Source organism: Cupriavidus sp. FW216-B1 (assembly GCF_058789195.1).
On sequence record NZ_JBYTEL010000010.1, the window covers coordinates 207647 to 231649 of the forward strand.

A 24003-nucleotide genomic window follows, 5' to 3' on the forward strand; every position below is an offset into this window, starting at 1 on the left:
CGAGGTGGCGATGCCATGCACATTCATCCGCTGACGCAAATCCGGCTGAGCCGCAGCCTGAAGCTGAGCCAGTTGCTGGTGTTCGACCGGGTCATCGAGACCGGCTCGATCCTGCACGCGGCCAACGACATGGGACTGACCCAGCCCGCGGTCACCAAGATCATCCAGGAGCTGGAAGCCGGCGTCGACGGCGCGCTGTTCGCGCGCTCGAACCGCGGCGTGGTGCCCACCGACCTCGGGCTGCTGCTCGCGCGCCGCGTGAAGTCGCTGCTGGCCGAGTTCCGCTACATGACCGAGGAGATCGACCAGTTCCGCTTCGGCACGGCCGGGCGCGTGGTGGTGGGGACCATGATCGCCGCCTCGGCCCATCTGCTGCCGTCGACCATCGCCAGGCTCAAGGAGCGCTCGCCGGACGTGGTCGTCACGGTGCGCGAAGGGCCCACGGCCCAGCTCTTTCCGGCGCTGGCCACCGGCGAGGTCGATATCGTCGTCGGCCGCCTGCCGGAGCGGGAGCTGCCGATTTCCGAGGCGTTCCCACTGGCCCACCAGGCACTGTTCGAGGACCTGCTCGACGTGGTGGTGGGCAGCGCCAACGACGCCGTCGGGCCGTCGGTCACCTCGCTGCACGAGCTGGGCCGGCATCCGTGGATCCTGCCGACGCCGGATTCGCCGCTGCGCTACTCGGTGGACCGCATGTTCCGCAATGCCGGCATCGAGCTGCCGCGCGACCTGGTGGAGTCCATGTCGGTGCTGACCAACCTCGGGCTGCTGCTGACCACCAACCGCATCGCCGTCATGCCGTGCGTGGCGGCGCGGCAATTCGTGCAGGCCGGCCTGCTGCGCACGCTGTCCATCGCCGAGCTGGGCGCCTTCGGGACGGTGGGCTACTCGGTGCGCGCCAACAAGGACCTCACGCCGGCCTGCGAGGTCTTCATCCAGTGCCTGAGGGAAGTCTCCGGACACGACGAAGCCGGCTGACGCCCCCCCCGCCCTTCCCGCGGCGGCGGCCGCGATACCGATCTTGAACGTGCCATTCCCGGCCGGCAGGAAGGGCCGCGCTTTGCCCGTTTTTCCCGCAGTACCGAAGCGACCGCCCGCCACCCGGGACCACACCGGGGCGCGCCGCGCCTCGCGCAAGTCCACACCCGAGCCACACGGAGCCATCCGGAGCCATCCGGAGCCACACCGGCCCCCATACCAAGAAGGAGAGAAAGTGAAACTCAAGCAAGCCATCTGCGCGGGTCTCGCGCTTGCGCCGGCCGTCGCGCTCGCGCAGTCCGTCACGCTGTACGGCGTGATCGACACCGGCATCGAATACGTCAACCACGCGGACGCGGGCGGCCACGGGCTGGCGCGGATGAACAACCTGTCGGGCACCGTGCCGTCGCGCTGGGGCATGCGCGGCACCGAGGATCTGGGCGGCGGGCTGAAGTCCGCGTTCGTGCTGGAATCGGGTTTCGCGCCCGATTCCGGCGTGTCGAACCAGGCCGGGCGGCTGTTCGGCCGGCAGGCCTGGGTGGGGCTCAGCGGCCCCTGGGGCCAGGTCGCGCTGGGCCGCCAGTACACCATGCTGTTCTGGGCGACGCTCGACCCCGACACGCTCGGCCCGAACACGTTCGGCACCTCGTCGCTCGACAGCTACATGGCCAATCCGCGCACGGACAACGCCATTTCCTACAAAGGCACCTTCGGCGGGCTGACGCTCGGCGCCACCTACAGCTTCGGCCGCGACGCGGCTCCGGCCGGCACGCCGTGCGCGGGCGAGAACGCGGGCGACCGCAATGCCTGCCGCGAATGGTCGGCGCTAATCGGCTACGGCACCGGCGACTGGGGCGTCTTCGCCGCCTACGACTCGCTGCGCGGCGGCGCCGGCGCGGCTGGCGGCCTGACCAGCAGCGCGAGGAAGGACGACCGCCTCTCGCTGAGCGGCTTTGCCAACGTCGGGCGGGCCAAGCTCGGCGGCGGCTGGATACGGCGGGACAACGACGGCAACCCGGCCACGCCGCGCAGCGACCTCTGGTACGGCGGGCTGTCCTACGCCGTGACGCCGGCCTTCAGCATCGACGGCGAAGTCCTGTTCCTGCGCTACCACGACAGCGCGAACAAGGCTTGGCTGTACGCCGCGCGGGCCAACTACGCATTCTCGAAGCGCACCTCGGTCTATGCCACCGCCGGCTTCATCGACAACGGCGGGCAGCTCGCGCTGTCGGTCAGCTCCGGCGCCACGCCGGCCGCCACCCCGGGGGCCGGCGGCAACCAGCTTGGCGCGATGGTCGGCATCAAGCACATCTTCTGAGCGTGGCCCTGGCCGGCCCGTTATTCCACGCCCTTATATCAGCCGCCCAACGATTGATTATTCAACGCCGGGCGGCGCTCCTAAACTTGCCTCACCACCAGTTCGCAGGAGTATCCATGGAAGACTACGCAGCGGTCGCGGAGAAATTGCCCAGGCAATTGCGCAATTTCGTCGACGGGGAGTTCGTCGATCCGGCCAGTTCGTTTCCCAAGCTCAGCCCCGTCGATGGGCGCGAGCTCTGGCGCGTCGCCGAGGCCGACGCCGCCACGGTCGACGCCGCGGTGCGCGCGGCCCGGCGCGCCCAGCGCGGGCCGTGGCGCAGGTTCACGGCGGCGCAGCGGGCCGAAGCCCTGCACCGCATCGCCGACGGCATCCAGGGCCGCTTCGACGAATTCGTCGCCGCCGAGGTGGCCGACACCGGCCGCCCGGTCGAACAGGCCAGGACGCTCGACGTCGCGCGCGGCATCGCGAACTTCCGCACCTTCGCCGATCTCGCCAGCACCGCGCACGGCGAGTGCTTCGAGTCCACCGGCGCCGACGGCACGCATCTGCTGAACTACGTCACGCGCAAGCCGCTGGGCGTGGTCGGCGTGATCTCGCCGTGGAACCTGCCGCTGCTGCTGCTGACCTGGAAGGTCGCGCCCGCGCTGGCGATGGGCAACGCCGTGGTGGCCAAGCCGTCGGAGGAGTCGCCGGCCAGCGCGACGCTGCTCGCGGAGGTCATCCGCGACGCCGGCCTGCCGCGCGGCGTGTTCAACCTGATCCACGGCCACGGCCCGAACGCGGCCGGGGAATGGCTGACCAGGCACCCGGAGATCGACGCCATCACCTTCACCGGCGAATCGCGCACCGGCAGCACGATCATGAAGGCCGTGGCCGACGGCGTGAAGAACGTGTCGTTCGAGCTGGGCGGCAAGAACGCCGCGGTCGTGTTCGCGGACGCGGATTTCGACGCCGCGGTGGCGGGCGTGCTGCGCTCGAGCTTCACCAACGCGGGCCAGGTCTGCATGTGCACCGAGCGCGTCTACGTCGAGCGCCCGATCTTCGAGCGCTTCGTCGCCGGGCTGAAGGCGGGCGCCGAGGCGCTGCGCGTCGGCTCGCCCTACGTGGCCGGCAACACCACCGGGCCGATGATCTCGGCGGCGCACCGCGACAAGGTGCTGGGCTACTTCAGGCTCGCGCGCGAGGAAGGCGCGAGCGTGGTGACCGGCGGCGGCGTGCCCGACTTCGGCGACGACTGCGACCGCGGCGCGTTCGTGCAGCCGACGATCTGGACCGGACTGCCCGACAGCGCGCGGTGCGTCACCGAGGAAGTGTTCGGTCCCGTCTGCCACGTCGCGCCGTTCGACACGGAGGACGAGGTGGTGGCGCGCGTCAACGACAGCAAGTACGGCCTGGCGGCGAGCGTGTGGACCACGCACCTGGCGCGCGGCCACCGCGTCGCGCAGCAGATCGAGACCGGCATCGTCTGGGTCAACGCCTGGTACGCGCGCGACCTGCGCACCCCGTTCGGCGGCGCCAAGCTGTCGGGCTTCGGGCGCGAAGGCGGACGCCACTCGATGGACTTCTATTCGGAGCTGACCAACATCTGCGTGACGGTGGAATAAGGTCGAACAAAGGTCGAATAACCATGGCACATCAACAACCGCTGCAAGGCATCGCCGACGCGCTCTGGCAGGCCCACGCCAGCCGTCCGTTCAGCCCCGCGCTGCCCGTGCGCGAGGCAATCGCGGAAATCGGCGGCATCGCGCTCGACAATGCGTACCGCGTCCAGCAGATCAACATCGCGCGCCAGGTGGCCGCGGGCGCGCGCCGCGTGGGGCGCAAGATCGGCCTGACGTCGAAGACCGTGCAGGCCCAGCTCGGCGTGGACACGCCGGACTTCGGCACGCTGCTGGACACCATGGCGTACGGCGACGGCGAGGAGATCCCGTTCGCCCGCGCGCATCAGCCCAAGGTGGAGGCCGAGATCGCGCTGGTGCTCCAGCGCGACCTGCCGCACGCGCGCCACACGGTGGCGGACATCATCGGCGCCACCGCCTACGCGCTGCCCGCGCTCGAGATCGTCGGCAGCCGCATCGCCAACTGGAACATCCGCCTGCTCGACACGGTGGCTGACAACGCCTCGGGCGGGCTGTTCGTGCTCGGCACGCGCCCGGCCGGCCTTCACGCGCTCGACCTCGTGCGCTGCGGCATGTGCATGGAGCGCGGGGGCGAACAGGTCAGTGTCGGCGCGGGCGCCGCGTGCCTGGGCAACCCGCTCAATGCCGCGGTCTGGCTGGCCGACACGATGGCGCGCGCCGGCGAGCCGCTGCAGGCCGGCGACATCGTGCTGACCGGCGCGCTCGGCCCGATGGTCGCGGCCGCGCCAGGGGACGTGTTCACCGCGCGGATCGAAGGCCTGGGCGAAGTGCGCGCGGCTTTCTCGCAATGACCGGAGTAGCTATCGTGAACGACAAGACCAGATTACCCGTTGCCATTATCGGCTCCGGCAACATCGGCACCGACCTGATGATCAAGGTGCTGCGCCATGCGCGCCATCTCAGCATGGCCGCCATGGCCGGCATCGACCCCGCCTCGGACGGCCTGGCCCGCGCCGCGCGCCTGGGCGTGGCCACGACGGCGGGCGGCATCGACGGCCTGGTCGCGATGCCGGAATTCCGCGGCGTGCGGATCGCGTTCGACGCGACCTCCGCCGGCGCGCACGCGCGCCACGCGCAAGTGCTGGCCAGCCACGGCGTGACCGTGGTCGACCTGACGCCGGCGGCGCTCGGGCCGTTCGTGGTGCCGTCGGTCAACCTCGACGCGAACCTCGATTCGACCAACGTCAACATGGTGACGTGCGGCGGGCAGGCCACCATCCCGATCGTGCGCGCCGTCTCCGACGTGGCCAGGGTCCACTACGGCGAGATCGTCGCGTCGATTTCGAGCCGCTCGGCCGGGCCGGGCACGCGCGCCAACATCGACGAGTTCACCGAAACCACCTCGCGTGCCATCGAGATCATCGGCGGCGCCACGGTCGGCAAGGCCATCATCATCCTCAACCCGGCCGAGCCGCCGCTGCTCATGCGCGACACGGTCTATTGCCTGGTCGACGCGGACGCGGACACGGCGCGCATCGAAGCCTCGATCCACGCCCAGGTGCGGCGCGTGTCGGCCTACGTGCCCGGCTACCGCCTCAAGCAGGCCGTGCAGTTCGACCGCGTGGAGCTGCCGGCGCGCTTCGCCAGGACCGGCGCGCCGGCGGCCGGCATCAAGGTCGGCGCATTCATCGAGGTGGAGGGCGCGGCGCACTACCTCCCCGCGTATGCCGGCAATCTCGACATCATGACGTCGGCCGCGCTGCGCACCGCCGACCAGATCGCGGCAAGGCGGCTGGCCGCCTGAAGGAACACACCATGACCGACAACACCAGGAACATCTACGTCTCGGACGTGACGCTGCGCGACGGCATGCATGCCGTCCGGCACCGCTACACCGTGGACCAGGCCGTGCACATCGCGCGCGCGCTCGACGAGGCCGGCGTGGACAGCATCGAGGTCGCGCACGGCGACGGCCTGGCCGGCTCCAGCTTCAACTACGGGCTGGGCGCGCACACGGACTACGAATGGATCGCCGCCGTGGCAGGCGCCGTGCGCAAGGCACGGGTGGCGACGCTGCTGATCCCGGGCATCGGCACCGTGCACGACCTGCGCGAGGCCTACGAGGCCGGCGCGCGCGTGGTCCGGGTCGCGACGCACTGCACCGAGGCCGACATCTCGCGCCAGCACATCGAGCACGCGCGGGCGCTGGGCATGGATACCGTGGGCTTCCTGATGATGAGCCACATGACCACGCCCGGACATCTCGCCACGCAGGCCAGGCTGATGGAAAGCTACGGCGCGCAGTGCATCTACGTGGTGGACTCCGGCGGCGCGCTGGACATGCGCGGCGTGGCCGAGCGGTTCCGCGCGCTCAAGGCGGTGCTCGACCCGGCCACGCAGACGGGCATGCACGCGCACCACAATCTCTCGCTCGGCGTCGCCAACTCGATGACCGCGCTCGAGGAAGGATGCGACCGCATCGACGCCTCGCTGGCCGGCATGGGCGCCGGCGCCGGCAACGCGCCGCTGGAGGTGTTCATCGCCGCGGTGGACCGCATGGGCCTGCCGCACGGCTGCGACGTCAGGAAGCTGATCGACGCCGCCGACGACCTCGTGCGCCCGCTGCAGGAGCGGCCGGTGCGCGTGGACCGCGAAACGCTCGCGCTCGGCTACGCCGGCGTCTACTCGAGCTTCCTGCGCCATGCGGAGGCGGCCTCGGCGAAGTACGGCATCGCGGCGTTCGACATTCTCGTCGAGCTCGGACGGCGGCGCATGGTGGGCGGCCAGGAGGACATGATCGTGGACGTGGCGCTCGACCTCGCCCAACGCAACGAACAGCAACCGGCGAGGGCGGCATGATCGACATCGAAAACGCGGCGCGGCTGGTGGACGAGGCGGCGCTGAACGCGACGGCCGTGCGGCAACTGACCGCGGGCGACGACTTTTCCGTGGTGGACGCCTATCGCATCCAGCGCGCCTCGGTTGAACGCCGCGTGCGGCGCGGCGAGCGCCGCATCGGCATCAAGCTGGGCTTCACGAGCCGCGCCAAGATGATCCAGATGGGCGTGTCCAGCCTGATCTGGGGCTGGGTCACCGACGCCATGCTCGAAGCCGACGGCGGCGGGGTCGACCTGAGCCGCTTCATCCATCCGCGCGTCGAGCCCGAGGTCTGCTTCCTGACGCGGCGCGCGATCGACCGGCCGCTCACGGCGCTCGAGGCGAAGGACTATCTGGAGGCCGTCGCGCCGGCCATGGAGATCATCGATTCGCGCTACCAGGATTTCCGCTTCACGCTCGAAGACGTGGTGGCCGACAACTGCTCCAGCGCCGGCCTCGTGGTCGGCGCCTGGGCGCGCGATTTCGACGGCCTGCGCAACGCCGGCGTGATCCTGCGCGTGGACGGCCGGGACGTGCAGGTCGGCTCGACCGCCGCCATCCTCGGCCATCCGGTGCGTGCCGTGGTGGAAGCGTCGCGCCTGGCCAGCGAGTCGGAGACGGCGCTGCCGGCCGGCTCGCTCATCATGGCCGGCGCGGCGACCGCCGCGCACGCGCTCGCGCGGGGCAGCCACGTGCAGGCGGTAGTGAACGGCGTCGGCGAGGTCGAGTTCACGACCCGGTAGACGATTCGATTGTGTAGCCTCATCACCAGTGAAGGCATAGCCTGACCATGACCTTGCGAATTGACATGCACTCCCACTTCTTCCCGGCCATCTCGCGGGAGGAGGCGGCACGGATCGACCAGCCGGGCGTTCCCTGGCTGGCGGTCGACGACGGCGGCGAGACCGGCATGATCATGCTCGGCGACCAGGCCTTCCGGCCCGTCGAGCGGCCCTTGTGGGATCCGGCGCGGCGCCTCGAGCAGATGGACCGGCAGGGCATCGACATCCAGTTGATGTGCGCGACGCCCGTCATGTTCGGCTACCGCTACGCCGCGGCGACGGCGCTGCAATGGGCGCAGCGCATGAACGACAAGGCGCTCGAACTCTGCTCGGCGGCGCCGGCGCGGCTGATGGCGCTCGCGCAGGTGCCGCTGCAGGACGTGGACCTCGCCTGCCGGGAGGCGTCCCGCGCGTTCGCGCAGGGCCATCGCGGCGTGCAGATCGGCAACCATGTCGGCCCGCGCGACCTCGACGACGACGCGCTGGTGCGGTTTCTCTGCCATTGCGCGCACGAGGGCATCCCGGTGCTCGTGCATCCGTGGGACATGATGACCGACGGCCGCATGAAGCGCTGGATGCTGCCGTGGCTCGTGGCCATGCCGGCCGAGACCCAGCTCGGCATCCTCTCGCTGATTCTCTCCGGCGCGTTCGAGCGCATCCCGCGCTCGCTCAAGCTGTGCTTCGCGCACGGCGGCGGCAGCTTCGCCTTCCTGCTCGGGCGGGTCGACAATGCCTGGCGCCATCGCGACATCGTGCGGGAGGATTGCCCGCACCTGCCGTCGTCCTACGTCGACCGCTTCTCGGTGGACAGCGCGGTGTTCGACGAAAAGTCGCTGACGCTGCTGGTCGACGTCATGGGGGAGGAACGGGTCTTGCTGGGGTCCGACTACCCGTATCCGCTCGGCGAGCAGTCGATCGGGGCGCTGGTGGAAAACCACGGCGGCCTGAGCGAGCGGGCCAGGCGCCGCATTCTCGGCGGCAATGCCGCCGCATTCTTCGGCCTGCCCGCGCCGGCGCGCGCGGGCGGCTGATCCAGACCGACCCAGACCGATTCATTCAGACAAGGAGAGCCACATGCTGCCGCGCGGTCCACACAAGGAGGAGTTGCTGCAATGGGTGCGTCGCCTGTGCGACGCGATGCGTTCACGCCCGCTCGACGAGTCCCTCGAAGCGGACCTCAACAAGGCGTTCGGCGCGGGCACCGCGCCATACGAGGCGATGTGCCGGCTGCTGAAGCTGGGCGTCGAGGAAGGCTGGGCGGGCTACGTCGAGATCGACGGCGCCGCGTACCGGCGCGGGCGCATCGCCGAGCCCTCGCCCGACACCGCCGGGATGAGCGTGGAGAGCGGATTGCTGCGCGACGTGAAGGGCCAGTACCACTGCCACACGCGCGGCGAGATCAACATGATCATCCCGCTGGAGCCCGACGCGCAGTTCTGCGGGCACGGCGCGGGATGGCGCGTCTTCGCGCCGATGAGCGAGCACTTTCCCACCGTCGACGGCCTGGCCCTGATGATGTATTTCCTGCCGGGCGGCGAGATCGAGTACCGGCCGCCGCCGGCCCGATGACGGCAACCTTTGTCCAGGAGTATTCGTGACCATCAGAATTCTTGCGGTGAGCGGCAGTTCGCGGCGCGGCTCGCTCAACCAGAAACTGCTCGACGTCGCGGCGCGCGGCGCGCGCGCCGCGGGCGCCGCCGTGACGCCGGTCCGGCTGGCGGACTACGCGCTGCCGCTCTACGACGGCGACCTCGAGGCCGACCAGGGCGTGCCCGCCGCGGCCCGGCGCCTGCAGGCGGACTTTGCCGCGCATGACGCCTTGCTGATCGCCACGCCGGAATACAACGGCGGTTATGCCGCGGCGCTGAAGAATGCGCTCGACTGGGTGAGCCGCCCGCGGCAGGACGGCACCTCCGGCGTCGCGCTGCTCGCCGGCAAGGCCGCGGCGCTCGTTTCGGCATCGCCGGGCCAGCTGGGCGGACTGCGCTCCCAACTGGCGCTGCGCACGGTGCTGGACAAGCTCGGCGTGCTGGTGCTCCCCGATGCGTTCGCGCTCGGACTCGCGCACGAAGCATTCGACGACGCGGCGGAGCTCAAGGACAAGGCGGCCGAGAAGGCCGTCCTCCATGTCGGCGCGGCGCTGTGCCGGACCGCGCGGCGCCTGGCGGCGGGGGGCTAGTCCGCCCGCCCTGGCCACTCCCGATGCCGCCGGGCGCGTACATCGGCGCCTTGCGCGTCGCGGCTTCGGCCGTGGACTCCACGACGAAGGCCGCCAGCCGTGCGCCGGGCCGGCGGACCGAGGCGCCGTGGCGGGTCAGCGCGGCTTCGAGCATTTCCACGATCGCCCGCGACACGCGCCAGAGGTGGCGGACCCCGGTCCCACCCGGCCTCGCCCGCCTTTTTTCAGACAAGCCGCAAATTCTTCTTGTAATGAGATTAATTCCCATTTACTATGGCATCACTGTCTGACGCGAGGCAAGCAGCACCGGCCCGACAGGCAGTAGGAACACCGCAGAAGCAGCAGCAGGAAGTAGCAGCAAGCAGCAAGGCCGGCGGCAAGTCCGCGGCCAACCGAATTTTCGATGTGGCGCGCAAGCGCGGCATCCATCACCGTCTTTTGTGGGGACCGCTCCGTACCGCGGAGCGTTTGGCAGTAGCCAGTCACCGGAAGATCGGGAAAGCAACCAGACCCCGCTTTCCCGATCGCGTCTTCGGCCGACAAGCCAAGCCATCTTTTTATTCCGCAAGCCGTGCCAGCACGTCTTGCAGCCAGCGGGCGGCCTTCCGTGCAGGATGCCGCCCGCTGCATTCCTGCGGTCTGGACAGCGTACGCTCGCGCGAAGCGCGCCGCGGCGCGGCCGGCCGGAGCACCACCATTTCCGATCGATGCGCCCGCATGGGCGCGAAGCCGCAGCATGCTGATGCCTCCAGACAGTACCGACCCGATTGACCTGAAGCGCGCCGGCCTCAAGGCGACTTCCCCGCGCGTGCGCGTGCTGGAAGTCTTCCGCGCCAGCGAGCGCCGCCATCTCAGCGCCGAAGACGTCTACCGCATCCTGCTGGCGCAGGACGTGGATGCCGGCCTGTCCACCATCTACCGCGTGCTCAACCAGCTGGTGCAGGCCAACATCCTGCTGCGCCACAGCTTCGAGGCCGACCACGCGGTGTTCGAGCTCAACGAGGGCGGCCACCACGATCACCTGATCTGCGTGGCGTGCGGCCACGTGGAGGAATTCCGCGACGAAGCCATCGAAGCCCGCCAGCGCGAGGTGGCTTCCGCCAACGCCTTCGTGCTGCGCGAACACATGCTGGTGCTGTACGGCCTGTGCCCGAGATGCCGGGCCGACAAGGCCATCAACTGACACGGCCGCCGGTTCCCCGTCCTCCGTCACCCGGAACCTCGGCCCCTGCCCGGCTGCGCCCGCCGGGCCGTAACCGGAGTCCGACATGGATCGCCAGATCAAACCCCTGCCCGAACTCAAGCGCCTGCTGAGCCACTGGCTGCGCGAGCAGCCCGGCTGCCAGGATTGCCAGCTGCGCGCGGTCTGCGTGCACCGCCCCGACCACACCGGCTGCAACTGGAGCGCCGAGGTCGACTTCCCCGACCGCAGCGACGAAGAAGCGGTCAGGAGCCTGCCGCTGGCGCGGCGAGTGGTGGTCAGGGTGCGGGAGCGCTTCAACGTCGAGGGCATCGGCGCCGGCCGGCTGACGCCGACCGCGTAGCCTTCGCGTTTTTTTGCACGGCGCGCGCCGCCCACGCGCGCCGCGTCCGGCTAGAATCCCGCACTGCCCCGTGCGTGCAGGACGGGATCCACAATATCGAGCCGGACCACCAATGCCCACCATCCATGCGCCGCGCCGCGCGCTCCTGGCACTCGCCCTCACGCTCAGCATGCCGGCCGGCTGGGCGGCGGACGGCGCCGCCGCGGACCAGACCGCTCCCGCCAGCAACTGGAAGATCTCCGCCGGCCCCGGCGTCTACGTGGCCCCCGACTTCCCCGGCGCGCGCAGCACGCTGGTCTACCCGATCGTCTACCAGGACATCGACTACGGCGGCCGCTTCTTCTCGCGCGGCTTCGACCTGCTCGGCGTGTATGCGCTCAACAACGACGTCTGGCAGATCGGCGCGGACTTCCAGTTCGACCCGACCTGGCGGCGCAGCAAGAACGACCACCGGCTCGACGGCCTCGGCAACGTCAACATGACCATGCGCGCGCGCGCGTTCGCGCAGGCGCAGGTGTCGTTCATCACCTTCTCGGCCGACGTGGCGCAGGACATCGCCGGCCAGGGGCAGGGCCTGGTCGCCAACGGCGACGTGCTGTTCAGCCTGCCGGCGGGCAAGTGGCTGTTCACGCTGGGCCCGGGCGTGACCTGGACCAACGGCAAGTACATGCAGACCTTCTTCGGCGTGACGGCGGACCAGAGCGCGCGCTCGGGCCTGCCCGCGCACGCGGTGGGCGCGGGGCTGCGCGAGTGGCACGCCAACGGCATCGTCACCTACGAGATCTCGCACAACTGGTCCGCGCTCGGCTCGCTGACCTTCGCCCGGCTGGAGGGCGACGCGGCCAGCAGCCCCGTCACCGAGCGCCGCCAGCAATGGACCGCGATGGCGGCGCTGACCTACCGGTTCCGCTGACGCGGCGCCGCGCGGGCCGTTGGGACCGTCAGGGCCGTCAGGGCCGCCCCGGCACCGCGGGCGCCACCGCCACGGCGGGCGCCGGGCGCAGCACCAGCCACACCGCCACGCCGATCAGCGCGCCGCCGGCGGCATGCGCCCACGACAGCTGCTCGTGCAGGAACAGCGCGCCCCACACGATGCCGAACGGCGGGATCAGGAAGGTCACGGTCAGCGAGCGCACCGGCCCCAGGTCCGCGATCAGCCGGTAGTAGAGGATGTAGGCGATGGCGGTGCAGAACATGCCCACGCCGAGCATCGCCAGCCACACGCCCGGCCCGGCGGCCGGCAGCGTGTTCTCGCGCCACAGCGCGGCGGCGCAGAACGGCAGCAGGAACAGCGCCGCGCCGAACATGCTGCCGGTGGCCACCAGGCGGCTGTCGAGCCCGCCCTGCGCGGTGATCCAGCGCCGCGCCAGGAAGCCGGCCAGCCCGTAGCAGGCCGTCGCCACCAGGCAGGCGGCGGCGCCCAGCAGCACCTGCGGCGTGAACGCCACCGGGCCGGTGCGCGTCAGCACCGCCACGCCGGCCACGCCGAGCACCACGCCGCCGGCCTTGTTCAGCGTCAGGCGCTCGCCGAAGCCCACCGCCCCGATCAGCACGCCCATCAGCGGCGTCATCGCGTTGAACACCGCCGAATAGCCGGCCGGCAGCCACAGCGCCGCGAACGCATACATGACGAAGGGGATGCCCGAGTTGATCACGCCCAGCGCCATCACCGCGCGCCACTTGCCGCGCATGTCCCAGCGCACGCGCATCAGGGCCAGGCAGGCCAGCAGCGTCAGCGCGCCGATCAGCACGCGCAGGAAGGCCGTCGTGAACGGCCCCAGCACCGGCGCGCCGATGCGCAGGAACAGGAAACTGGCGCCCCAGATGGCGGCCAGGGACAGCAGGCGAAGCAGATCGGTGGGTTTCATGGCGGGGTGGAAGGCCGGGATGCCCGGATTAGACGCGGGGCCGCGGCCGGCCGCAAGCTGCTTTCGGACATGTTCCTGTCCGGAAAAGACGGCGTGAAGTTATCTATTGAACACAATTTGCGCGACTTTAGAGGCGGGAGAGCCTCTCGATCCCCTCGGAAGGGGGGTGACGCAAATCCGGCGTGACAAGCCGCGTTAAGTTATTTTAAAATCTGATCTGCGCCAGAGTTAATTGACCCCTCCGACGCATTCCCGACAAGCCGCCACGCTCGTGGCGGCTTCTTTTTTTTGCGGCGCGTGGACCACAACTATAAATCAACGTCAACCGCAATGCGAGATCCCGCGTTTGCACCGTCATGAAACGACAGTTCCTTGGCTTGCTCGCCCGCATCTACGTCCTCCAGTTCGCCGTCGAGGTCCCGGCCACCGTGGCCATGCTCGCCGAAATGCTGATGGAGTACGGCTTCCAGGTGGATATCGGCTCCGTCCGCCCGCTGCTGCGCGCGCTGCAGATGGACGGCTACATCGAAAGCGTGCTGCGCGACGGCATCGGGCGGGTCTACCTGATCACCGAACGCGGGCGCGAGGAACTGCGCGCCAGCCGCGCGCACGTGGACGATCTCTACCGCCGCCTGCACTCGCGCAACGATCCCTCCGAAGCCTCCAACGGCTGACCCGCCGGCCGTTCTCCCCTGCCGCGCCGCGTTTGCCGCGATACCGTCCGTACCCGTTTCTGCGTGGCCACGCCCGCCGGCGCCGGCCCGCCTCCGACGAAAAAAGCCCGGACGCGGCAGCGCCTCCGGGCTTTGTCGTCGGCGGGCCGGTCAGGCCGCCTTACTTCTTCTCGGCCTTGCCTTCGTAGCGCTTGCTCCACTCGGCCAGGATGCGGTCGCGGTTGGTGCTGGCCCAGCCGAAGTCGTTCTTGATCAGGCGCTTCTCGTAGTCGGCCGGCAGCAGCGCATCGGGCTTGGCGATGCCGGGAATGGCCAGCACCGCGAAGTTCTTCTCGTACAGCGCCATCGCCTCGCCGGAGGCGGAGAAGTCGGCCAGCCTGCGCGCGGCTTCCAGGTTCCTGGTGCCCTTGACGATGGCGGTGGCCTCGATGTCCCAGCCCAGCCCCTCGGACGGCAGCACGATGTCGATCGGCGCGCCTTCCTTCTTGGTCTTCATGGCGCGGTACTCGAACGCGATGCCGATCGGGAACTCGCCCTGCGCGGCCATCTTGCACGGCTTGGAGCCCGAATGCGTGTACAGGCCGATGTTCTTGTGCAGCGCGTCCATGTAGGACCAGCCCTTCTGCTCGCCCATCATCTGCAGCCACGCGCTCACGTCGAGGTAGCCGGTGCCGGACGAGGCCGGATGCGGCATGACGATCTTGCCGGCGTACACCGGCTTGGTCAGGTCTGCCCACGAGGCCGGCTTGGGCAGGCCCTGCTTCTGCGCCTCCACGGTGTTGAAGCAGATCGCCGCGCCCCAGACGTCCATGCCGACCCAGGCCGGCGGGTTGGCGGCGCTGCGGTACTGCGCCTCCACCGCCGCCAGGTTCTTCGGCGCGTACGGCTGCAGCATGCCTTCCTTGTCGAGGATGGCCAGGCTGGAGCCGGCCAGGCCCCAGATCGCGTCGGCGCGCGGCGCGGCCTTCTCGGCCAGCAGCTTGGCGGTGACGATGCCGGTGGAGTCGCGCACCCACTTGATCTCGATGTCCGGGTTGGCCTTCTCGAAGGCGGCCTTGTAGGCGGCAATCTGGTCGGCCTCGAGCGCCGTGTAGACGGTCAGCACGGTGTTGGCATGGGCGGCGCCGGCCAGCAGCGCGAAGGCGGCCACGGCGGTGGCGGTGCGGAACGGATGAGGCATGGTTTCTCCTTGGGATGCGTGCGGATGCGGTGTTGCGGGTTCGGAAATCCGGGCCGGCCGGTCAGTGCGCCGGCGCGCGCCACGCCTGCGTGCGGCGCAGCCAGCCGCGCGCGGCGCCGAGCAGCAGCAGGCAGGCCAGCGCCGAGGTCAGCAGGATCAGCGTGGACATGGCCGCGGCGGACGCGGTGTCGCCGGCGTCGTCCATGTTCAGCACGGAGATCGCGGCCAGCACGGTGTCGGGGCTGTAGAGGAAAACCACCGCCGACACCGTGGTCATGGCCGAGACGAACAGGTAGCGGAAGATGTCGAGCAGCGCCGGCAGGCAGACCGGCACCGTGACGCGCCAGCAGGTCGCCAGCGGCGCCACGCCGAGCGACAGCGCCGCGGCCTCGAACTCGCCGTCGAGCTGGCGCAGCGCGGCGGCGGCGGTGAGGTGGCCGGTGGTGTAGAAATGCGCCACGTTGCAGAGCACCAGCAGCGTCATGGTGCCGTACAGCGCGTGCAGCGGATTGGCCGGCGCGTTGAAGAAGAACACGTAGCCGAGGCCGAGCACCAGCCCGGGCACCGCCATCGGCAGCATGAAGCCGGCGCGCAGCGCGCCGTGCAGCCAGGCCGGCCCGCGCGTGCGCTCGGTCAGCCAGGCGCCGAGGAAGATCGCCGCGGTGCCGGCCAGCGCGGTCAGCGCCGCCATCTTCAGGCTGTTGCGGTAGGCCAGCCAGCCGCCGCCGTCCATGTTGTCGAAGTCGTAGTGCGCCAGCGTGAGCTGCAGGTTGTACGGCCACAGCCTGACCAGCGAGGCGCCCACCGCCGCGGCCAGCACCAGCAGCAGCGCGCCGCCCACGGCCAGCACCACCAGCAGGCAGGCCGCGTCGCGCAGGCGGTCGCGGCCCGGCACGTAGACCTGCGCGCGGCTCGACATCTGCGCGCGCTGGCGGCGCTGCATGGCGACGTCCACGCCGAAGGTCAGCAGCGCCGGCAACAGCAGCAGCATGCCGATCAGCGCACCGCGCGCGAACTGCTGCTGCCCCACCACCGCCTTGTAGGCCTCCAGCGCCAGCACCGGATAACCGCCGCCCACCACCTTGGGCACGCCGAAATCCGTCACCACCAGCGTCAGCACCAGGCAGGCCGCGCCGAACAGGCCGTGGCGCGCGCCCGGCAGCGTCACCGTGAGGAAGGTGCGCCACGGCGACGCGCCCATCGCGCGCGCGGCCTCGTACAGGCGCGCGTCGGCCAGCGAGAGCGCGGCCATCAGCACCATCAGCGCGTGCGGGAACGTGTAGAAGGCCTCGCCCAGCACGATGCCCCAGAAGCCGTAGATGCCGCCGGCGCCGAAGGCGCCCTTGAAGATGCCCTGGTTGCCGAACAGGTAGACCAGCGCGATGCCCGGCAGCAGCGACGGCGCGAACAGCGGCAGCAGCGCGATGCCGCGCCACAGCGGCTTGAGCGCGACGCGCGAGCGCTGCAGCGCGTAGGCGAAGCCGAACGCCAGCGGCACCACCAGCGCGGCCACGGTCAGCGAAACCGCCAGGCTGCGCCCGAGCAGCGGCACGAAATTGGGATTGGCGGCCAGCTCCGCCATGCGCGCGGGCAAGGCCCAGTTGCCGGCCTGGTCGAACCACGCCTGCCCGAACAGCGCCAGCAGCGGCAGCGCGAGCGCCACCGCCAGGCCCGCCAGCCACAGCCACTTCATGCCGGCCGGCGCGCCATGCGCGAGGCGCCGCGCCAGCCCGGCGCCGCCGGCGCGCCCGGCAGGCGCGGCCGCGGCGGCGGCCACGGGTGCCGCGCGCGTCATGCGAACACCTGCAATGCCTGGCTCGGCAGCGCGACCCAGAACTTGTGGCTGCCCGGCGCCGGCAGCAGGTGGCGCTGCTCGCGCAGCACGTCGGCGAACAGCGTGATGCCGGGCAGGCGGTCCGCGGCCAGCATCAGCCGGTAGCGGCTGCCGAGATAGGTCTCGTCGACGATGCGCGCCAGCAGGCGGTTGGGCTCGCCCTCGGCCGGCTGCAGCCTGACCGCCTCGGGGCGGCAGCACAGCCGCGTCGCATGCTCGGGCGCGGCGCCGGCGCACGCCGGCGACACCGCCAGCTCCACCTCGCCCACGCGGAAGGTGTCGCGCCCGCTGCGCCGGCCCATGAGCCAGTTGGCCTGCCCGATGAACTCGGCGACGAAGGCCGAGGCCGGGCGCTCGTAGATCTCGCCGGGAGTGCCGGCCTGGGCGATGCGCCCGCCGTCCATCACCGCGATGCGGTCCGCCATCGCCATCGCTTCGTCCTGGTCGTGCGTGACCATCACGGTGGTGACGTTCAGGCGCCGCTGCAGCTGGCGCAGCTCCAGGCGCAGATGCTCGCGCACGCGCGCGTCGAGCGCGGACATGGGCTCGTCGAGCAGCAGCAGCGAAGGCGCCGGCGCCAGCGCGCGCGCCAGCGCCACGCGCTGCTGCTGGCCGCCGGAGAGCTGGCCGGGGAACTTGCGCTCGCTGCCGTCCAGGCCCACCAGCGCCAGCATCTCGCGCACGCGCGCGTCGCGGTGGACGCGGCCCATGCCGCGGCCCGGCAGGCCGTAGGCCACGTTCTGGCTCACCGTGAGATTGGGGAACAGCGCGTAGGACTGGAACAGGATGCCGTAGTCGCGCGACTGCGGCGGCAGACCGGTCAGCTCGCGCCCGCCGGCATGGATGCGGCCCGCGTCCTCGCGCTCGAGGCCGGCGATGATGCGCAGCAGGGTGGTCTTGCCGCAGCCCGACGGGCCCAGCAGGCACAGCAGCTCGCCCTGCGCCACCGACAGCGACACGCCGTCCAGCGCCTGGAAACCGCCCGCCCCTCCGAAACGCTTGCTGACCTGCTCGACCGCCAGGAACGCGCGGCCCGGCGCGGACTCACCTGCTTGCATGAATGCCCAACCCTTGATGCCATGATGACAGGGGGGCATGTTAGGGACGGCGCGTGCCAGTCATGTGGCAGCCGGGCAAAGAATGCCGATGCGGGTATTGGCGGATTTGCGGGGCGGATTTGCGGGCGGATTGACGGGTGAATCGACGAACGGACTGGCGAACGAATTGACGAACGGATCGGCGAACGGATCGGCTGGCCGGCGCCCTACCCGTTCGACGCCACGCGCGCCGGGCGCGCCTGCATGGTGGCCTCGCCGCCCGCCGCGCAGATCTCCATCAGGCCACCGAGCGGCACCGCCTGGCAGAACAGGTAGCCCTGCACGGCATCGCAGCCGCGCTCGCGCAGGAAGGCGAACTGCGCCGGCGACTCCACGCCCTCGGCCACCACCTGCAGGTGCAGTTGATGGCCGAGCGCGATGATGGCGGCGGCGACGGCCTGGTGGTGCTCGTCGTGCGCCACGTCGTCGACGAAGGACTTGTCGATCTTGAGCTTGTCGATCGGCAGCCGCGTCAGGTAGCTCAGGCCGGAATAGCCGGTGCCGAAATCGTCGATCGACAGGCCCACGCCGAGCGCGCGCACGCGCTCGAAGGTCTCGATGGTCTTGCTGCCGCCCTCGATCAGGATGCCCTCGGTGACTTCGATGGTCAGCGCCCGCGCCGGCAGCCCCGCCGCCTCTAGGCACTGCTTGACCATCGCGGGAAAGCCGGCCTGGCGCAGCTGCAGCGGCGAGATGTTGACCGCCACCTCCAGCTCGCGGCCCAGCTTGCCGCGCAGCTGCTGGATCTCGCGGCAGGCGGTGGCCAGGATCCATTCGCCCAGCGGCATGATGAGCCCGCTCTGCTCGGCGATCGGGATGAACTCGGCCGGCGGGATCACGCCGCGCTCGGGCGTGTCCCAGTGGATCAGCGCCTCCACGCCGGTGATGCGCAGCGTGGCGGCATCGACGATGGGCTGGTAGCGCAGCCGGAACGCGCGCGCGGCCAGCGCGCGCCGCAGCAGGCCCTCGATGGTGAAGCGCGCCATCGACGCCTCCGCCATCTCGCTGGAGAAGCGGCACAACTGCGCGCCGCCGCCGCGCTTGGCGGCGTACATGGCGGCGTCGGCGTTCTTGAGCAGGTCGGCGAGGTTGTCGCCATCGTCGGGGCACAGCACCATGCCGATCGACGGCGTCAGGCGCAGGCGCTGGCTGCCCAGGCGCAGCTCCTCCGACAGGCGCGCCAGGATCTTGGCCGCGACCAGCTCGGCCTCGCTGTCCTGGGCGATGGCGTCGAGCACCACCACGAATTCGTCGCCGCCCATGCGCGCGACCAGGTCGGCGTGGCGCACGGCGGCCTTGAGGCGGTCGGCGACGATGCGCAGCACCTCGTCGCCGATATGGTGGCCGAGCGACTCGTTGATGCGCTTGAACTGGTCCAGGTCCAGCAGCAGCAGCGCGATGCGCTCGCCCTTGCGCAGCGCGCGCTGCAGCACCAGCTCGGTACGCGCGTGCAGCTGGGCGCGGTTGGGCAGGCCGGTGAGCGCGTCGTGGTGCGCCAGGTGGCGGATGTACTCGTCGGCGCGCTTGCGCTCGGTCAGGTCGTGCGCGATGGCCAGATAGCCGCCGCCGTCCAGCGCCGCGCCCGGCCCCGGCGCCGGCGCGCCCGGCAGCGCGGTGAGCGTCAGCTGCACCGGCAGGCGCGAGCCGCCCTTGCGCACGTAGGTCCATTCCTGCTCGTCGGCCAGCCCCAGGCGCGCCTTGCCGGTCACGGCCGGCAGGCCCGCCGCGACCGGCTCGCCCAGCTCGCTGGTGAGCGCCGCGGCGCGCGCGGCCACCTCGTCGGCGTCGAGGAAATCGAGATAGCGCATGCGCCCGGCCACCTCGCTGGCCTGGTACCACAGCATGCGCTGGCCGGCGCGGTTGATGCCCGTCACCAGCCCGTCGCGGTCGAAGGTAATCACGCACAGCGCGGTGTGGTCGAGCACGCGCGAGGTGCGCTCGGCCTGCTCGGCCGCCGCCAGCTCGGCGCGGCGCACCGCGCTCAGGTCGGTGACCGTCCACAGCACGCGGCCGGCGCCGGCCGCCGGCACCGGCGTGGCGGTCACGCGCGCCGGGAACACGGTGCCGTCGGCCTTGCGCGCGGCCGCGTCGAGCCGGCCCTCGGGGGCGCCCGCGGCCAGCGCCGCCGCGTCCGGCAGCAAGGTGGCGATGGCGACGCCGGCGAACTGGTCCGCCGCCTTGCCGAACATCGCCGCGGCGGCGGCGCTGGCGGTCTGGATGTGGCCGCCGGCATCGCACACGATGAAGGCGTCGGTGGCGCTGGCCAGCCCGGCGCGCTGCAGGGCGCCGTCGGACTGGCGCGCCTGGCGCGCCCGCGCGGCCAGCTGCCAGGCGCGGCGCTGCTGGCGCGACAGCACCAGCACCAGCCAGGCCAGCAGTGCCGAGACCAGCACGCCGCCGGCCAGCACCAGCCAGGCGCGGCGCGGCCGGTGCGCGGCCTCGAAGGCGGGCGTGGTGGCACCGTGCAGGGTCCACACCCGGCCGCCGAAGGCCAGGTCGCGGTCGGCCGCGATCTGCGGCGCGGGCGCGCCGGCCTCGGGCTCGGCGTCGCCGGCCAGGAAGGCGGCCGGCGTGGCGTCGCGCCCGTCGTAGAGCGCCAGCGAGAGCGCGCCGGCCGCCGGCAGGCTGACCCCGCGCAGCAGGTCGTCGAGCCGCAGCGAGGCGTAGACGTAGCCGGCCACCGCCTGGCGCCGCTGCGCGGTGGTGTTCAGCGGCATGCCGTTGGCGTACACCGGCATGTAGAGCACGGCGCCGCGCTGCGGCATCTGCGCCTCGCTCTCGCGCACCAGTTCCAGGCGCGTGGTCAGGCGCGCCTCCCCGCTGTCGCGGGCGGCGTCCACCGCGGCGCGGCGCGCCGGATCGGACAGGATGTCGTAGCCCAGCCCGCGCGTGATGCGCCCGGCAAACGGCTCGACGAAGACGATCGGGGCGTACAGCTCGCGCGCGCCGCGCGGGTAGACCTCGAACACCGGCAGGCCCTCGCGGCGCATGGTCTCGCCCAGGCGCTCGAGGTCGCGCGCCGCGGTCAGGCGCGCGAAGCCGATCGAATGGGTGCCGGCCGGCAGGTCGTCGATCTGGGCGGTGTACAGGTAGCTGCGCCACTGCGCGCGCGTGGCGTTGGGATCGGCCGCGAACAGGCCGGTGGTGCCGCGCAGCAGTTGCTCGTTCTCCTGCAGGCGGCGCTGCAGGGCGGCGTGGACCGGCGCGTAATAGCCGTCGAAGTCGGCGCGCGCCGCCTCGCGCTCGAGCGCGCGCATGGCGTGCCAGGCACCGCCCGTGGCGAGCGCGCCGGCGGCCGCCGCCAGCAGGGACAGCAGCACGGGCGAAAGTGAGGGCAGTTTCATGTATGGTCCTGGCGCGGATGGAAGCCCTCGGAGCCTCGCCCTGCCGCTGCAGGGCTACGAGGCACTATACCTTGGCGGCCGGGCCTCGCCCAGCCCCGGCGCGCCCGCGCAACGTGCGGCGCCACACGCACACGCGCGGCGGCCGGCGCGCGCGCATGCCGGACTCGCGCCCGGCCGGCGCTTGTGGTAGGGTTGCCGCACCCGCAACCCTGTCGTAGCCGGATTTCCCGGCAGCCCAGCGGGGCCGGCCGGCCGCAAGGCGCGTGCCGCCCCCCGACTCCGCCGGCTCGCATGTCATTCGTTTCGCTTTCCCTGAAAGCGCGTCTCGCGCTGATCACCACGGCGCTGGCCGCCGTGCTCGGTACCGGCATCGTGCTGGCCTCGCTCCATTACGCCCACAACGACCTGCGCGCCGCGCTGCAGGACCAGCAGGATTCCATCGTCAAGCTGGCCGCCAGCCAGCTCGACACCGCGATGGAAGACCGCATCACGCTGCTGTCCCACCTCGCGCCGCAGCTGGCGGACCAGCTGACGCTGCCCACCCCGGCGCTGCGCCGCCTGCTGGACAGCCGCATCCCGATCCCCGGCACCTTCAACTCCTACATCATCGCCGACGCCCAGGGCCGCATGCTGGGCCAGCCTGGCGTGCCGGTCAGCATCGCCGACCGCGACTACTTCCGCGAGGCCGCGCGCACGCTGGAGCCGGTGGTCTCGGCGCCGATCCGCGCCCGCACCAACGGCACCACCGGCGTGCTGGTGACGGTGCCGATCCTCTCGGCGCAGGGCGAGTTCCGCGGCCTGCTGGGCGGCTGGCTGAACCTGGCCAGCGCCAACTTCCTGGTCGAGATCACCCACAACCGGCTCGGCACCACCGGCTTCTACTGCCTGGTCTCGTCCGGGCGCGCGCCGGTCTACGTGCGCCACCCCGACCCGGCCCGCGCCATGCAGCCGGCGCGCGCGCTGGGCGACACCTGCGGCGCGGACAACCGCAACGGGCGCATCGAGTTCCTCTGGCCCGAGCGGCCGCTGATCGCGCGCTACCTGATGGAGAGCACCGGCTGGGAGCTGGTGGCCGTGCTGCCCGCGCAGGAGGCCTTCGAGCCGCTGCACGCCATGCAGGCGCGCTTCCTGTGCCTGGCGCTGCTGGCGCTGGCGGGGGTGGCGCTGATGATCTGGCTGACCGTGCGGCACCTGCTGGCGCCGCTCACGCGCCTGCGCCAGGTGGTGCGCGAGAGCGCCCACGACCTGGCCGCCTACGAGCGCCTGCCGGCCCAGCAGCACGACGAGATCGGCGACCTCGCGCGCGCCTTCGGCCAGCTCATGCGCGACCTGCGCGAGCGGCGCGAGCAGCTCGACCTGAGTGAGCGCCAGCTGCGCGCCGTCACCGACACGCTGCCCGCGCTGCTCGGCTTCATCGACACCGAGGAGCGCTACCTGTTCAACAACGCGGCCTACGAGCGCACCTTCGGCATCCCGCTCGACAAGCTGCGCGGCATGACCGTGCGCGAGGTCGTGGGCGAGACCCGCTACACGCGCGCGCGGCCGTTCCTGCAGAAGGCGCTGGCGGGCACCGCCGTGACCTTCGAGGTGGAGGACAGCGATCCCGAGTACCGCTGCATGGAAACCAGCCTGCGCCCGGAATGGAATGCCGACGGCAGCCAGGTGATCGGCGTGCACGTGCACGTGCAGGACGTGACCCAGCGCAAGCTGGAGACCATGCGGCTGTCGCGCATCTCGCGCCTGGACCACCTCACGCAGCTGCTCAACCGCAGCGCGTTCGAGTCGCTGCTGCAGGCGGCCATGACGCGCAGCCGCGAAGGCGGCCGGCTGATGGCGCTGCTCTACCTCGACATGGACCGCTTCAAGGCCGTCAACGACTTCCACGGCCACATCACCGGCGACCTGCTGCTGCAGGCGTTCGGGCGGCGCCTGCAGCGCTGCGTGCGCGAGCGCGACGCGGTGGCCCGGCTCGGCGGCGACGAGTTCGCCGTGGTGCTGGAGGATATCGGCGCCGCGGCCAACGCGCGGCGCATCGCCAACGCCATCGTGATGTCGGTCAGCCGGCGCTTCTTCATCGACGGCGTGTTCGCCGACGTGGACGTGAGCATCGGCGTGGCGCTCTACCAGGGCGCGCCGATGCCCGACCAGGAGCTGATGCGCCAAGCCGACACCCTGCTCTACCGCGCCAAGGCCGCGGGCCGCGGGCGCTTCGAGATCGGCCCGCCCGAGCTGCTGCCGCAGGACGCGGGCGGCGCGTGGCCGCAGGATACGCCGGACCTCTAGGCGCGGCGGCCTCTCTCCCGCGTCTCTGGCCTCCGCGGCCTCTGTGGCTTCTGTGGCTTCTGTGGCCTCTATTCGCCCTCGAACGGCACGTGCTTGCCGTCGCGCGACTGGTAGCCGAGCTTGGTGTCGGCGCCCATCATCTTTTCCCAGGCCACCATCGCGTCGGCCACGGCGTTGGGCTCGCCCTTGAACACCAGCACGTCGTTGCCGCAATTCGGGCACTGGCCGCCGAACACGGCGTCGATGCCGCGCAGGTTGGGCGCGTCGATGGCGTCGAAGGTGCCGAAGGCGGTCTTGCACGCGCCGCACACCAGTTGGGCGGGCCGCAGGGCCGCCAGTTTTGCGCGGGCCTGCTCCGCGCGCTCCGCCTGGCTGCCCCGGCGTTTTGCTTCACCCATGATTCACTTCCTTCGCGCGCGCCGGCTGGCGCGCGCTTTCTCCAAGCATTGACTGTGGCCGGCG

General features: G+C 71.3%; 21 protein-coding genes. 15 read left to right on the forward strand and 6 right to left on the reverse strand.

Translation table 11 applies throughout. The annotated features are described in order from the left end of the window. Positions 1 to 15 precede the first annotated feature (15 nt). The 13 genes from AC3WXD_RS21365 (at position 16) to AC3WXD_RS21425 (ending at position 12174) form a co-directional block, all read left to right on the forward strand. The gene (locus AC3WXD_RS21365) at positions 16 to 978 is read left to right on the forward strand and encodes a LysR family transcriptional regulator (protein ID WP_492324645.1); all 963 of its coding nucleotides are present in this window, start codon (positions 16 to 18) and stop codon (positions 976 to 978) included. Positions 979 to 1213: 235 nt separating this feature from the next. Beyond that, positions 1214 to 2296: a porin gene (locus AC3WXD_RS21370; RefSeq protein WP_492324646.1), complete on the forward strand. Its 1083-nt coding sequence runs from the start codon at positions 1214 to 1216 to the stop codon at positions 2294 to 2296. A gap of 116 nt (positions 2297 to 2412) precedes the next feature. Continuing rightward, a complete protein-coding gene (locus tag AC3WXD_RS21375) occupies positions 2413 to 3903 on the forward strand; it encodes a 2-hydroxymuconic semialdehyde dehydrogenase (protein ID WP_020203797.1) in 1491 nt (496 codons plus the stop codon). Between the two features lie 23 nt (positions 3904 to 3926). Next, a complete protein-coding gene (locus AC3WXD_RS21380) occupies positions 3927 to 4730 on the forward strand; it encodes a 2-keto-4-pentenoate hydratase (RefSeq protein ID WP_020203798.1) in 804 nt (267 codons plus the stop codon). Next, positions 4727 to 5683 carry an acetaldehyde dehydrogenase (acetylating) gene (locus AC3WXD_RS21385; RefSeq protein ID WP_492324647.1) on the forward strand — a complete coding sequence of 319 codons (957 nt, stop codon included), beginning with the start codon at positions 4727 to 4729 and terminating at the stop codon, positions 5681 to 5683. Before AC3WXD_RS21380 ends, AC3WXD_RS21385 begins: the two co-directional genes overlap by 4 nt. Positions 5684 to 5694: 11 nt before the next feature. Next, entirely contained in the window at positions 5695 to 6738 is a 1044-nt protein-coding gene (gene dmpG, locus AC3WXD_RS21390) for a 4-hydroxy-2-oxovalerate aldolase (RefSeq protein WP_492324648.1), read from the forward strand. Beyond that, positions 6735 to 7499, forward strand: a complete 765-nt coding sequence (locus AC3WXD_RS21395) for a 2-keto-4-pentenoate hydratase (protein ID WP_492324649.1) — start codon at positions 6735 to 6737, stop codon at positions 7497 to 7499. The genes dmpG and AC3WXD_RS21395 overlap by 4 nt, the downstream gene beginning before the upstream one ends. Positions 7500 to 7546: 47 nt before the next feature. Next, on the forward strand, positions 7547 to 8569 hold the full coding sequence (locus AC3WXD_RS21400; RefSeq protein WP_492324650.1) for an amidohydrolase family protein: 1023 nt from the start codon (positions 7547 to 7549) through the stop codon (positions 8567 to 8569). Positions 8570 to 8612: 43 nt separating this feature from the next. Next, positions 8613 to 9107 carry a 4-hydroxylaminobenzoate lyase gene (locus tag AC3WXD_RS21405; RefSeq protein ID WP_020203803.1) on the forward strand — a complete coding sequence of 165 codons (495 nt, stop codon included), beginning with the start codon at positions 8613 to 8615 and terminating at the stop codon, positions 9105 to 9107. 25 nt (positions 9108 to 9132) lie between these two features. Next, positions 9133 to 9717, forward strand: a complete 585-nt coding sequence (locus AC3WXD_RS21410; RefSeq protein WP_492324651.1) for an NADPH-dependent FMN reductase — start codon at positions 9133 to 9135, stop codon at positions 9715 to 9717. Positions 9718 to 10453: 736 nt separating this feature from the next. Beyond that, positions 10454 to 10900, forward strand: coding sequence for a ferric iron uptake transcriptional regulator (fur, locus tag AC3WXD_RS21415; protein WP_020203805.1), 447 nt, complete (start codon positions 10454 to 10456; stop codon positions 10898 to 10900). A gap of 85 nt (positions 10901 to 10985) precedes the next feature. Next, positions 10986 to 11261, forward strand: coding sequence for a hypothetical protein (locus AC3WXD_RS21420; RefSeq protein ID WP_020203806.1), 276 nt, complete (start codon positions 10986 to 10988; stop codon positions 11259 to 11261). Between the two features lie 112 nt (positions 11262 to 11373). Next, positions 11374 to 12174 carry a MipA/OmpV family protein gene (locus tag AC3WXD_RS21425; protein WP_492324652.1) on the forward strand — a complete coding sequence of 267 codons (801 nt, stop codon included), beginning with the start codon at positions 11374 to 11376 and terminating at the stop codon, positions 12172 to 12174. A gap of 37 nt (positions 12175 to 12211) precedes the next feature. Here the strand turns inward: AC3WXD_RS21425 and AC3WXD_RS21430 are convergent, their stop codons facing one another. After that, the gene (locus AC3WXD_RS21430) at positions 12212 to 13129 is read right to left on the reverse strand and encodes a DMT family transporter (RefSeq protein WP_059411974.1); all 918 of its coding nucleotides are present in this window, start codon (positions 13127 to 13129) and stop codon (positions 12212 to 12214) included. A 356-nt stretch (positions 13130 to 13485) separates the two neighbouring features. Here AC3WXD_RS21430 and AC3WXD_RS21435 point away from each other — a divergent pair, with 356 nt between their 5' ends. Next, complete coding sequence (locus AC3WXD_RS21435) at positions 13486 to 13803, forward strand: PadR family transcriptional regulator (protein ID WP_029043783.1); 318 nt, start codon at positions 13486 to 13488, stop codon at positions 13801 to 13803. A gap of 160 nt (positions 13804 to 13963) precedes the next feature. Here AC3WXD_RS21435 and AC3WXD_RS21440 read toward each other — a convergent pair whose 3' ends face one another. From AC3WXD_RS21440 to AC3WXD_RS21455, 4 genes are all read right to left on the reverse strand, one after another. Further along, a complete protein-coding gene (locus AC3WXD_RS21440) occupies positions 13964 to 14983 on the reverse strand; it encodes a putative 2-aminoethylphosphonate ABC transporter substrate-binding protein (RefSeq protein WP_020203810.1) in 1020 nt (339 codons plus the stop codon). Positions 14984 to 15044: 61 nt separating this feature from the next. After that, on the reverse strand, positions 15045 to 16778 hold the full coding sequence (locus AC3WXD_RS21445; RefSeq protein ID WP_059411975.1) for a putative 2-aminoethylphosphonate ABC transporter permease subunit: 1734 nt from the start codon (positions 16776 to 16778) through the stop codon (positions 15045 to 15047). Beyond that, positions 16775 to 17875 carry a putative 2-aminoethylphosphonate ABC transporter ATP-binding protein gene (locus AC3WXD_RS21450; RefSeq protein ID WP_492324653.1) on the reverse strand — a complete coding sequence of 367 codons (1101 nt, stop codon included), beginning with the start codon at positions 17873 to 17875 and terminating at the stop codon, positions 16775 to 16777. The genes AC3WXD_RS21445 and AC3WXD_RS21450 overlap by 4 nt, the downstream gene beginning before the upstream one ends. A gap of 206 nt (positions 17876 to 18081) precedes the next feature. Beyond that, complete coding sequence (locus AC3WXD_RS21455; protein WP_082079524.1) at positions 18082 to 21258, reverse strand: bifunctional diguanylate cyclase/phosphodiesterase; 3177 nt, start codon at positions 21256 to 21258, stop codon at positions 18082 to 18084. Between the two features lie 291 nt (positions 21259 to 21549). Here AC3WXD_RS21455 and AC3WXD_RS21460 point away from each other — a divergent pair, with 291 nt between their 5' ends. Next, positions 21550 to 23541, forward strand: coding sequence for a sensor domain-containing diguanylate cyclase (locus AC3WXD_RS21460; RefSeq protein ID WP_020206406.1), 1992 nt, complete (start codon positions 21550 to 21552; stop codon positions 23539 to 23541). A 68-nt stretch (positions 23542 to 23609) separates the two neighbouring features. On the opposite strand, the gene AC3WXD_RS21465 is transcribed toward AC3WXD_RS21460, so the two are convergent. Beyond that, positions 23610 to 23939, reverse strand: coding sequence for a hypothetical protein (locus AC3WXD_RS21465; RefSeq protein ID WP_020206407.1), 330 nt, complete (start codon positions 23937 to 23939; stop codon positions 23610 to 23612). Positions 23940 to 24003 lie beyond the last annotated feature (64 nt).

Excerpts from the sequence above, each read along its gene's own strand:
- AC3WXD_RS21420 (WP_020203806.1), top strand. The coding sequence starts at position 10,986 with ATGGATCGCCAGATCAAACCCCTGCCCGAACTCAAGCGCCTGCTGAGC.
- AC3WXD_RS21460 (WP_020206406.1), top strand. The coding sequence starts at position 21,550 with ATGTCATTCGTTTCGCTTTCCCTGAAAGCGCGTCTCGCGCTGATCACC.
- AC3WXD_RS21400 (WP_492324650.1), top strand. The coding sequence starts at position 7,547 with ATGACCTTGCGAATTGACATGCACTCCCACTTCTTCCCGGCCATCTCG.
- dmpG (WP_492324648.1), top strand. The coding sequence starts at position 5,695 with ATGACCGACAACACCAGGAACATCTACGTCTCGGACGTGACGCTGCGC.
- AC3WXD_RS21385 (WP_492324647.1), top strand. The coding sequence starts at position 4,727 with ATGACCGGAGTAGCTATCGTGAACGACAAGACCAGATTACCCGTTGCC.
- AC3WXD_RS21445 (WP_059411975.1), bottom strand. The coding sequence starts at position 16,778 with ATGACGCGCGCGGCACCCGTGGCCGCCGCCGCGGCCGCGCCTGCCGGG.
- fur (WP_020203805.1), top strand. The coding sequence starts at position 10,454 with ATGCTGATGCCTCCAGACAGTACCGACCCGATTGACCTGAAGCGCGCC.
- AC3WXD_RS21440 (WP_020203810.1), bottom strand. The coding sequence starts at position 14,983 with ATGCCTCATCCGTTCCGCACCGCCACCGCCGTGGCCGCCTTCGCGCTG.
- AC3WXD_RS21405 (WP_020203803.1), top strand. The coding sequence starts at position 8,613 with ATGCTGCCGCGCGGTCCACACAAGGAGGAGTTGCTGCAATGGGTGCGT.
- AC3WXD_RS21395 (WP_492324649.1), top strand. The coding sequence starts at position 6,735 with ATGATCGACATCGAAAACGCGGCGCGGCTGGTGGACGAGGCGGCGCTG.
- AC3WXD_RS21375 (WP_020203797.1), top strand. The coding sequence starts at position 2,413 with ATGGAAGACTACGCAGCGGTCGCGGAGAAATTGCCCAGGCAATTGCGC.
- AC3WXD_RS21380 (WP_020203798.1), top strand. The coding sequence starts at position 3,927 with ATGGCACATCAACAACCGCTGCAAGGCATCGCCGACGCGCTCTGGCAG.
- AC3WXD_RS21455 (WP_082079524.1), bottom strand. The coding sequence starts at position 21,258 with ATGAAACTGCCCTCACTTTCGCCCGTGCTGCTGTCCCTGCTGGCGGCG.
- AC3WXD_RS21430 (WP_059411974.1), bottom strand. The coding sequence starts at position 13,129 with ATGAAACCCACCGATCTGCTTCGCCTGCTGTCCCTGGCCGCCATCTGG.
- AC3WXD_RS21435 (WP_029043783.1), top strand. The coding sequence starts at position 13,486 with ATGAAACGACAGTTCCTTGGCTTGCTCGCCCGCATCTACGTCCTCCAG.
- AC3WXD_RS21365 (WP_492324645.1), top strand. The coding sequence starts at position 16 with ATGCACATTCATCCGCTGACGCAAATCCGGCTGAGCCGCAGCCTGAAG.
- AC3WXD_RS21465 (WP_020206407.1), bottom strand. The coding sequence starts at position 23,939 with ATGGGTGAAGCAAAACGCCGGGGCAGCCAGGCGGAGCGCGCGGAGCAG.
- AC3WXD_RS21425 (WP_492324652.1), top strand. The coding sequence starts at position 11,374 with ATGCCCACCATCCATGCGCCGCGCCGCGCGCTCCTGGCACTCGCCCTC.
- AC3WXD_RS21450 (WP_492324653.1), bottom strand. The coding sequence starts at position 17,875 with ATGCAAGCAGGTGAGTCCGCGCCGGGCCGCGCGTTCCTGGCGGTCGAG.